Genomic DNA, 9,478 nt, shown 5'->3' with positions numbered 1-9,478 from the left:
ACCTTATTCATATTTTGAAAATCGAATATTTAATTCTAATCTGTTAACACGATAATTTAAAAATTTAACATTTTATAACCAAGCCACTGTAATAAGGAAAAATGATTCATGGCGAAAAATACTGACAAAGCCCAACTTGCGCTGGGGGACCACGCAGCCCGTCAACTGGCCAATGCAACCAAAACTGCTCCCCAACTCTCTACAATTACTCCCAGATGGCTGACTCACTTACTTCAATGGCTTCCTGTTGAAGCAGGTATCTACCGCTTAAACCGTGTAAATAATACTGATGATATTCAAGTCGCTTGCACACAACGTGATGAAGCAACTTTACCTCAAACTTTTGTTGATTATGACCCAGAGCCACGCGAATACTTTTTAAATGGTGTATCTACTGTTTTAGATGTACATACACGTGTTGCTGACCTTTACAGCAGCCCACACGACCAAATTAAAGAACAGCTCCGTTTAACCATTGAAACCATTAAAGAACGTCAAGAAAGTGAGCTTATCAATAACCCTGAATACGGTTTACTGGCAAGTGTGACAGATGACCAACGTATTTCGACTTTAAATGGTCCACCTACTCCAGATGATCTTGATGATTTGCTACGTAAAGTCTGGAAAGAACCGGGATTTTTCCTAGCACATCCTGATGCAATTGCAGCCTTTGGCCGTGAATGTACACGCCGTGGTGTACCGCCTCCAACGGTTAGTCTGTTCGGTTCGCAATTCATTACATGGCGCGGTATTCCACTTATTCCATCAAATAAAATTCCTGTAGAAGATGGCAAAACTAAAATCTTGCTGCTTCGTGTTGGTGAAAAGCGTCAAGGGATTGTTGGTTTATTCCAACCAGGTCTTGCTGGTGAACAGTCACCAGGGCTTTCAGTACGCTTTATGGGAATCAACCGTAACGCGATTGCATCGTATCTAATCTCGTTATATTGCTCACTTGCAGTACTGACTGATGATGCGTTGGCAGTATTAGATGATGTGGAGGTGGACAAATATCATGACTACCCAGTTAACTACAAGTAATCTGCAAGGTAGTCCAACGGGGCCTGAAGTGACTAGTGCTCACCCGCCAGCCAACTTCCCTGATGAGTCCACCATTGCTCGACTTGCTAATGAGTTTTTTTCAGCATTACCAAGCTCAAGCAGTTCGACTTCTCCATCGGGCCTTAACTTGGATTTACCTGTCGGAGCACCACCGCACCCACCACAACCGGGTGAACCATTTTCTGCACTCAGTGGTCGTGCGCCCAATATCGCCTTTCAGAAAAGTCTCAATCCAGAATATCCTGAGCATATTCCAAATTTACCAGACTACCCTGAACGCCGAATTGTAGCGTCTGCGCCTGTGGTTGGTGGAGCTAATTTGCCACACCCGCCATTTGAACCACACGTGCCACAAGCTGCTCATAGTGAACCCAATGCGCCACGCATTGAACCAAACCTACCAACGGGTGCAGGTGAATCACCTTATTATTTTTTAAATGATTTTTCTGCTCCCAATGCAGCAGAACCTTCTGTTAAAGGTGTTGAAGATAATTATTCGGTTGCGCAGTCTTTTCAATTGCCACATGGTGACCAGCTGAAATCATTGTTGACAGAAGATCGTTTTGCAACGAACACGCCAACCCAAAGTTCGGCAAGCTCTGCATTTTATTTTTTAGACTTGCCTCAAACTGGACAAAGTTATAGTCACTATCAACCATCGCAATCCACTTTTGTAGCAAGTAGTGCTCAACCACTCGATGTATATGCTATACGTCGCGATTTCCCAATTTTACAGGAACGCGTCAATGGCCGACCTCTGGTCTGGTTGGATAATGCTGCGACCACACAAAAACCGCAGCGCGTGATTGACCGGATTGCTTATTTTTATCAGCATGAAAACTCAAACATTCACCGTGCTGCACATGAGTTAGCGGCTCGTGCAACCGATGCCTATGAGCATGCAAGAAATGTAGTTGCCCGATTTATTGGCGCGCCTTCTTCTAAAGAAATTATCTTTGTTCGAGGAACAACCGAGGGCATTAACCTGATTGCAAAAACATGGGGTGAGCAAAATATTGGTGAAGGTGATGAAATTATCGTTTCTCACTTAGAACACCATGCCAATATTGTGCCTTGGTATCAACTCACTAAAAAAACTGGAGCGAAATTAAGAGTCATTCCTGTGGATGACACGGGCCAGATTATTTTAGAAGAGTTGCCAAAACTGATTAATGAGCGCACCAAATTGCTGTCGATTACTCAAGTATCGAATGCTTTGGGAACAGTCACACCTGTTGCTGAAGTGATTAAAATTGCTCATGCCAAAGGTGTTCGCGTTTTAGTTGACGGTGCTCAATCTGTTTCGCACATCCCTACCGATGTACAAGCTCTTGATACAGACTTTTTTGTGTTTTCTGGACATAAAGTGTTTGGGCCAACGGGAATTGGTGCGGTCTATGCAAAACCGGAACTACTAGAAAGTATGCCTGTTTGGGAAGGTGGCGGTAACATGATTCAGGATGTAACCTTCGAACAGGTAGTTTACCAACCTGCACCTAACAAGTTTGAAGCTGGAACTGGAAACATTGCCGATGCTGTTGGTTTAGGCGCTGCGCTTGAATATGTCGAAAGTCTAGGCATTCATAACATTGCTCGCTATGAACATGATCTACTCGAATATGGTCAAAATGCACTGAGCAGTGTGTCTGGTTTACGTCTCATAGGAACTGCTCACAATAAAGCCAGTGTCATGTCGTTTACTTTACAGGGTTATTCAACAGAACAAGTCGGTAAAGCTTTAAATCAACATGGTATTGCGGTACGTTCTGGACACCATTGTGCACAGCCAATTTTACGTCGTTTTGGTGTAGAACAAACCGTGCGTCCGTCTTTAGCCTTTTATAATACCACTGAAGAAATTGATTTATTGGTGTCGGTGTTACATCAACTGACGCGTAATAGGCGTAGTAATTGAACCTATTTTTGCAAAAAAAGACTGCTTTCGAGTGGTCTTTTTTATGGATTATTTATTAAAACTACTTGAGCTCAAAAGTTATATATGAAGTAACAAGTCAAAGTAGCTATCACAGAGGAGTCTTATTATTTTAAATTCAATTTCTGAATTAGCCTTCGGCTCGAGCTAAAAGTGATTAGTACTATAGATAATTTAAAGTGGTTATCACGGCGGAGTCTTACCGTTTTGCCTCCAAAGAAAGCAGCTAATTCTATTACTTTTTTAAAAAATGAGTGACAACGTCACGCAAGAGAAACTTTCTCATCCACAGAACCTGTTCTCTGTTTTCATTTTTCAAATAATATTGCAAATACATTATCTTTATAAATTATGGGCAGGCTGTGGATGAAATTTAGCACTAGCAAATGCAAGTATGGACTCCGTTGTGCTAGTCTAAAAACTTGCAGATGACTTTAACCAGAGGAAATATTAATAGATATTCAACTTAATTAAACAATCCCCAAATCAATCTCAACGCAATCCCAATTAATAAAACTCCCATCACCCTCTCAAAATACACTCCAAACTCTAAAAATCTTTTACGTACAATAGGCTGAGCAAACAGTACACTCACCACCATAAACCAGATGGCATTGACCATACACATCCAAACGCCATAAAAAACCTGAACTTTCATTGGTGTGGTCGTACTTACAATCGTCGTAAAAATTGCCAGAAAAAAGATGGTGGCTTTTGGGTTTAACGCATTGGTGAGAAAACCGATTGTAAACGCTTTAAATAAACTCGGCGTGTCACTGTCTGCTTGGCCATTAATCTCAATATTGGTATTCGGCTGGCTACGTAAACACTGCCATCCTAAATAAATCAAATAAGCTGCTCCCGCTGTTCTGATCAGTGACATGAGCCATTCGCTTTGTTGAATCAAAAAGCCAATACCAACCAAGGTATAAAACACATGTACTGAAATCCCGACACCAATACCAATTGCGGTTAAACATCCAATCAAATAGCCATAACGCACACTTTGTCTGACCGTAATCACAAAATCAGGCCCCGGTAAAATCACCGCCATAAAGTGAATAAAAGCTAGCGTTAAAAACTCATGTCCATACAACTGCCACATAACAATTTAGTTTCCTGAAAATCACCTAAAAGATTGTATTGCGATTTTTTAGACGCGATAATCCAATCAAAATCCAAATAACTTTTGCCTCATGAGCACAAATCAAAGTCTGATTCTGTTAAATGAAATGGCGACTTTCGTTAAGGTTGTCGAATCGGAAAGTTTTTCTGAAACTGCAAGGCAGCTTGGTACAACACCTTCTGCTGTCAGCCGCGCGATTGCTCGATTAGAACGTGCTTTAGGCACCCGCTTACTCTATCGAACTACGCGGAAACTTCGTTTAAGTGAAAGTGGACAACAGGTCTATCAACGTTGTTTAGACATGGTGAATGCTGCGCAAGCAGTCATGGAAAGTTCGGGTCAATTTCATGTCGAGCCAGAAGGCATTATTCGCATGAGTGTTCCGAAAGCTGTGGGGCATTTTATGATTCATCCGCATTTACCCGAATTTTTAGAACGCTACCCGAAAATTGATATTCAAATGCTTTTAGAAGATCGCTATGTAGATCTCATTGATGATGGAGTCGATTTAGCGCTTCGAATTACAGAGCAACCACCGGGTGGCCTTATGGGTCGAAAGCTGATTGATATTGACCATTTAGTTTGTGCTACACCTGAGTATTTGGCCAAGCATGGCACTCCGAACCATCCTCATGATTTAAAGCAACATGAATGTATTTACTTGGGCGAACAAGCCAGTGACTCAAAGTGGAAATTTCAACAAGGAAATAAATCGATCAGTGTGGCTGTGCGTGGTCGTTATGCTGCAAATCATACGGGTGTGCGTTTGAGTGCCGCATTACAGCATTTTGGTATTGCGAGCTTGCCATACTTTGTTGCACGCCATGCGCTACAACCAGGTACCTTAGTTCAGGTTTTACCCGACTGGTATTTTAAGACCTATTACAGTGGCGGGCTGTGGTTACTGTACCCACCGACACGGCATGTCCCGCCTAAATTGAGTGTGTTGATTCAATATTTGGCAGATAAATTAGCAGCAGAGCCGACTTTATTTAAGTTAAAGTAATACAAAGTCAAGGAATTAGCACGATGGAATCCTACTTTTAAATCTCTAAAGTAAGCAGCTAATTCTGTTACTTTTTTTGGAAAAAGTAACCAAAAAACTTTCTCATCTACAGAACCTGACCACTGTTTCTAGCTATAAAAAAAATATTGCAAAAATATTATCTTTATAAATTATGGGCAGGCTGTAGATGACCCTTGCTCAAGCAAATACTATCTAGAATCCTCTTTATTAGAATTACTCAACCAATAAATCTTTTGGATTAATCGTATCGCCATACACTGGTTTTAACGTTTTTTCATAAGCCTGATGAATCACGCCTTCTTTCGCCAGTTTCTCTAAATCTTGGTTCAACCAGTCTAATAACTCTTTATCACCCTTTTTCACTGCTGGTGCAATTAAGTCCTGCTCACCTAAATTGGTAATGCCAACAGTGTAATTTGGATTTTCTTTAGCCCAAGCTAAAACCAGCAAGTTATCATGGGCAAGCGCGGCACCACGCCCATCTTTTAAAGCATCAAAAGTTTCAGTGTTTTGCTCATATTTTTGTAGCTTAATTTCAGGGTGAGTCTTGGTGAAGAATGAATCAGCCGTTGTACCTTTGTTTACCAACAAAGTTTCATCTTTGAGTTGAGCAACATCTGTAATCGGATGGCTTTTAGGAGAAACTACCCCCAAAGCAACTTTTAAATAAGGTTTAGCAAAATCGACAACTTCTTTACGTTCTGGTGTAACGGTAAAGTTTGCAAAAATAATATCCACTTTATTGGCTTTTAAATATTCAACACGGTTAGCCGCTTCAGTTAAAACAAACTCTACTTTGTTTTCATCACCCAGCAGATCTTTCGCAACATGCTTAGCAATTTCTACATCAAAGCCCTGATTTTTACCTTGAGCATCTAAGTATCCAAACGGCGGTTTATCACTAAATACGCCAATGCGTACCACGCCATTCTTTTTGATCTGTTCGATACTCGATACAGTTTGTGTAGTATCGGCCGTTTTTTCAGTAGACTGAGTTCCTTTGTCACATGCAACTAAACCTAAACTCAGCAAAGATGCAGCCAAAATATGCTTCACGTTTTGAAATGTTAATGTTGTCATTATTTCACCCTCTCGTTCTTGTAAAAGTCTTATTTAGAATCGCAGCGCCTACTTTTAGGCACTGCTCTAGCGATATCGAAAATTATTGACCTACATCTAAAAACACATTCGGATTAACCGAGTCACCGTAAATTGGTTTCAAGGTTTCATCATAAATTTTCTTGATTTCACCACTTGTTCTGAGCTGCTTAATTTCAGTATTGAGCCAATTCAATAATTGGGTATTGCCTTTTTTAACTGCTGGTGCAATAAATTCTTGATCACCAATAGACTGAATGCCTGCTACATAACTTGGGTTCTTCGCGGCCCATGCCAAAGCATAAGTACTATCTTGTGAAATCGCGTCACCACGACCGTCGGTTAAGGCTTTAAAGGCATCCGAGTTTCTTTCAAACTTGAGTAAATTCACTTTCGGATAATGCTTGGTAAAGTAGGTATCTGAACTTGTGCCTTTATTTACAATTAAGGTTTTACCTTCTAATTGGGCAATATCTGTAATCGGTTTGGCTTTAGGCGAGACAATGCCGAAAGCACCTTTTAAATAAGGCTCGGCAAAATCTACAACCTCTTTGCGTTCAGGGGTTACTGTAAATGTCGCGAACACCACATCGGCACGATTTGATTTTAAAAACTCCACCCGATTTGAAGCTTCAGTCACAATAAACTCAACTTTCTTTTCATCACCGAGCAAATCTTTAGTCACACGTTTTGCTAAAGCCACATCAAAGCCCTGGTTATTCCCCGCACTATCTACGTAACCAAATGGCGGATCATCGGCAAAAACAGCAACTCGTAAAACCCCATTTTTCTTAATTTGCTCTAAAGAATGGTCTGCTTGAGCATTACTTGCCTGTTCAGTTGATGGCGTTTTACTACATGCAGTTAACAACACCCCAGCAACAGCAAGACTGCTTAATATTTTTATTGAATTACGTTTAAACATTCACTTCCTCATGATTCAAATAATAAAAATTTAGTACGACAAAATATTTAAGAAGGCTTTCGCTCGTTCTGTTTTTGGCTGTTCAAAAAATTCTTCTGGTGAAGCCTGTTCAATAATTTTGCCCTTATCCATAAAAATAATGCGGTCGGCAACCTTACGGGCAAAGGACATCTCATGTGTCACAATCAACATGGTCATTCCTTCATTCGCCAATTTGAGTACTACATCGAGCACTTCTCTGACCATTTCTGGGTCAAGCGCAGCAGTAATTTCATCAAGTAAAATAACTTTAGGTTGCATGACCAGTGAACGCACAATAGCGATACGTTGTTTTTGTCCGCCTGAAAGCTGTCGTGGATAATCTAGTTTTCGCTCAAACAATCCCACTCGCTTTAACAACTCATCTGCAACTTGTTCTGCTTCATCACGATGGCGTTTTTGTACTTTGAGTGGCCCAAGCAAAATGTTGTCAATAACGTTCATATGCCCAAATAGCTCATAGTTCTGAAAAACCATGCCAATTTTTTGACGAGCATTAGTCCAGTCCACATCTTTACCGAGCACACCTGAGCCAGTTAAACGAATCTCGCCACTCTGAATCGGTTCTAAGCCATTAATACAGCGCAATAAAGTACTTTTACCGCAGCCCGATGGACCTAAAATAACAACTACCTCTCCTTGTTCTACATCCAGATCAATGCCCTGTAAAATATGACTTTGTGCAAATGATTTCTGTAATTGTTGTATCGATAACAAAGGCATAATTACTCCCAGACCTTTTCCAAATGTGCCGCCAAACGCGATAAGGGATAGCAAATCAGAAAATACAAAATAAAAATAAAGCCATAAATCCAAAGAGAAGCGCTCGGCACGGTCAACAGCGAATTTTCAATAATTTGCTGGCCAACTTTAATGACCTCAACCACACCAATCAGGACTGCCAAAGAGCTGGTTTTCACCATTCGGGTAAATAAGTTAATCGCGCCTGGAGTTACTCGTTTTAGACTTTGCGGAAAAATGACATAGACCAAAGCTTGAACATGAGTTAGTCCGAGCGCATAGGCTGAATCGCGTTGATGCTGGTCAATTGAAGTAATGGCTGCACGAACCAAATCGCCCATTTCAGCGGTTCCCCATAAAACAAACACAACAACGCAGACCCACATTGCGGAAAACTGCCAGTTAAACCATGTCGCAAAGCCGAAATAAAAAACAAAAAGCAAAACTAAAATTGGAATAATTCGAATTGCTTCTAAATACAAGCGGCACAACGCTTTAACCGCTATGTTTTTAGAAGTCATAATGACACCTAAAATCGTGCCTAAAATTGCAGAGAAAAATACTGAAATAAAAGCAATTTTTGCGGTTGCCCAAAGTCCCCACATTAAACGTTCGAGATGACTCGCCTGAAATAGATAATCAAGTTCCATGGCTCACCTTCCGACTTCTGTGTTCCAGATAACTGGTTAAAATAGACACGGGCAATAAAATAATCAGATAAGCCATGATTAATAAGAACAAAGCTTCTGTTGTTTTATAATCCATGCCAATTAAGTCTTTGGTGACAAAAAGCAGCTCAACGACAGCAATCGCACTCACCACAGAACTTTCTTTAATCAGAAATAGACAATTTGCTCCAATTGCTGGAATTGAAATAGCAAGCGCTTGAGGAAAAATGACATATCTAAAAATTTGGATCGGTTGCAGACCGATACTTTTTGCAGAGTCAATTTGCCCTTTTGCAACAGACTGTAGCCCCGCTCGAAAAGCTTCTGCCATATAGCTTCCGCCTAAAAATGTCAGTCCAATCACGCCACAAGCAAAACCATCGATTTTGATACCGAGCTTTGGCAAACCGTAATACAAAAAGAACAGTTGAATTAATAAAGGGGTATTTCGAGATAACTCAATATAGAACTGGACAATTCTATTTAGCACCCGCACGCGATATGTGATTAAAATGCTGCAAATTAGCCCTACAATAATCGCCAAAATAATGCTGATAATTGAGATTTTCAGCGTGGTCAACGTTGCAGAGAAAAATTGCGGCAACACACTATGGATATACTGCCAGTTCAAGGAAAATTCCAAAAAAATAATATTAAAACGTTATAAATATTTAGCTTTCTTCAGCCATTAAATATTTGTGCAACGAGTTTATTTTTTTCCCAATTGGTCTAAAACTATTTTTATTAGATAAGCTTTTCTATAAGTTTGATAAATTCGATCTGGCAATTGAAAACCTTCAAATCAGCTAAATACAACCGCTCAAAACATATTCACTAAAACAAAGATGAATAATAAAAC

10 protein-coding genes are annotated in these 9,478 nt (G+C 40.2%); 4 read left to right on the top strand and 6 right to left on the bottom strand.

All coding sequences use genetic code 11. The features are described 5' to 3' along the window. Positions 1 to 108 precede the first annotated feature (108 nt). Both HUN22_RS12815 and HUN22_RS12810 read left to right on the top strand, forming a co-directional pair. Positions 109 to 1,041, top strand: coding sequence for a family 2A encapsulin nanocompartment shell protein (locus tag HUN22_RS12815; RefSeq protein ID WP_001107602.1), 933 nt, complete (start codon positions 109 to 111; stop codon positions 1,039 to 1,041). After that, positions 1,016 to 2,977 (top strand): family 2A encapsulin nanocompartment cargo protein cysteine desulfurase, encoded by a 1,962-nt coding sequence (locus tag HUN22_RS12810; protein ID WP_174729970.1) that lies wholly within the window; start codon positions 1,016 to 1,018, stop codon positions 2,975 to 2,977. Before HUN22_RS12815 ends, HUN22_RS12810 begins: the two co-directional genes overlap by 26 nt. Positions 2,978 to 3,461: 484 nt before the next feature. On the opposite strand, the gene HUN22_RS12805 is transcribed toward HUN22_RS12810, so the two are convergent. Further along, positions 3,462 to 4,100: a LysE family translocator gene (locus tag HUN22_RS12805; RefSeq protein ID WP_174729967.1), complete on the bottom strand. Its 639-nt coding sequence runs from the start codon at positions 4,098 to 4,100 to the stop codon at positions 3,462 to 3,464. 91 nt (positions 4,101 to 4,191) lie between these two features. Here HUN22_RS12805 and HUN22_RS12800 point away from each other — a divergent pair, with 91 nt between their 5' ends. Next, positions 4,192 to 5,127: a LysR family transcriptional regulator gene (locus tag HUN22_RS12800; RefSeq protein WP_174729964.1), complete on the top strand. Its 936-nt coding sequence runs from the start codon at positions 4,192 to 4,194 to the stop codon at positions 5,125 to 5,127. A 234-nt stretch (positions 5,128 to 5,361) separates the two neighbouring features. On the opposite strand, the gene HUN22_RS12790 is transcribed toward HUN22_RS12800, so the two are convergent. The 5 genes from HUN22_RS12790 to HUN22_RS12770 all read right to left on the bottom strand — a co-directional run bounded on the left by HUN22_RS12790 (position 5,362) and on the right by HUN22_RS12770 (position 9,250). Beyond that, complete coding sequence (locus tag HUN22_RS12790) at positions 5,362 to 6,228, bottom strand: cysteine ABC transporter substrate-binding protein (RefSeq protein ID WP_174729961.1); 867 nt, start codon at positions 6,226 to 6,228, stop codon at positions 5,362 to 5,364. Between the two features lie 82 nt (positions 6,229 to 6,310). Further along, positions 6,311 to 7,171 (bottom strand): transporter substrate-binding domain-containing protein, encoded by an 861-nt coding sequence (locus HUN22_RS12785; RefSeq protein ID WP_174729958.1) that lies wholly within the window; start codon positions 7,169 to 7,171, stop codon positions 6,311 to 6,313. 30 nt (positions 7,172 to 7,201) lie between these two features. Next, a complete protein-coding gene (locus tag HUN22_RS12780) occupies positions 7,202 to 7,933 on the bottom strand; it encodes an amino acid ABC transporter ATP-binding protein (protein WP_013198200.1) in 732 nt (243 codons plus the stop codon). Positions 7,934 to 7,935: 2 nt separating this feature from the next. Then, positions 7,936 to 8,601, bottom strand: a complete 666-nt coding sequence (locus HUN22_RS12775) for an amino acid ABC transporter permease (protein ID WP_003651206.1) — start codon at positions 8,599 to 8,601, stop codon at positions 7,936 to 7,938. Continuing rightward, positions 8,591 to 9,250: an amino acid ABC transporter permease gene (locus HUN22_RS12770; protein WP_217488179.1), complete on the bottom strand. Its 660-nt coding sequence runs from the start codon at positions 9,248 to 9,250 to the stop codon at positions 8,591 to 8,593. The genes HUN22_RS12775 and HUN22_RS12770 overlap by 11 nt, the downstream gene beginning before the upstream one ends. A 65-nt stretch (positions 9,251 to 9,315) precedes the next feature. Here HUN22_RS12770 and HUN22_RS12765 point away from each other — a divergent pair, with 65 nt between their 5' ends. Further along, positions 9,316 to 9,429, top strand: coding sequence for a hypothetical protein (locus HUN22_RS12765; protein ID WP_014206469.1), 114 nt, complete (start codon positions 9,316 to 9,318; stop codon positions 9,427 to 9,429). The last annotated feature ends 49 nt before the right edge of the window (positions 9,430 to 9,478 follow it).

The organism is Acinetobacter lactucae, from assembly GCF_013344765.1.
GTDB lineage: Bacteria > Pseudomonadota > Gammaproteobacteria > Pseudomonadales > Moraxellaceae > Acinetobacter > Acinetobacter lactucae_A.
The sequence above is the reverse complement of the archived record's forward strand: the minus strand, read 5'-3'. Positions and strand labels throughout refer to the sequence as shown.

What these genes read in the sequence shown, in the direction of transcription:
- HUN22_RS12815 (WP_001107602.1), top strand. Translation starts at nt 109, where the DNA reads ATGGCGAAAAATACTGACAAAGCCCAACTTGCGCTGGGGGACCACGCA.
- HUN22_RS12810 (WP_174729970.1), top strand. Translation starts at nt 1,016, where the DNA reads ATGACTACCCAGTTAACTACAAGTAATCTGCAAGGTAGTCCAACGGGG.
- HUN22_RS12805 (WP_174729967.1), bottom strand. Translation starts at nt 4,100, where the DNA reads ATGTGGCAGTTGTATGGACATGAGTTTTTAACGCTAGCTTTTATTCAC.
- HUN22_RS12800 (WP_174729964.1), top strand. Translation starts at nt 4,192, where the DNA reads ATGAGCACAAATCAAAGTCTGATTCTGTTAAATGAAATGGCGACTTTC.
- HUN22_RS12790 (WP_174729961.1), bottom strand. Translation starts at nt 6,228, where the DNA reads ATGACAACATTAACATTTCAAAACGTGAAGCATATTTTGGCTGCATCT.
- HUN22_RS12785 (WP_174729958.1), bottom strand. Translation starts at nt 7,171, where the DNA reads ATGTTTAAACGTAATTCAATAAAAATATTAAGCAGTCTTGCTGTTGCT.
- HUN22_RS12780 (WP_013198200.1), bottom strand. Translation starts at nt 7,933, where the DNA reads ATGCCTTTGTTATCGATACAACAATTACAGAAATCATTTGCACAAAGT.
- HUN22_RS12775 (WP_003651206.1), bottom strand. Translation starts at nt 8,601, where the DNA reads ATGGAACTTGATTATCTATTTCAGGCGAGTCATCTCGAACGTTTAATG.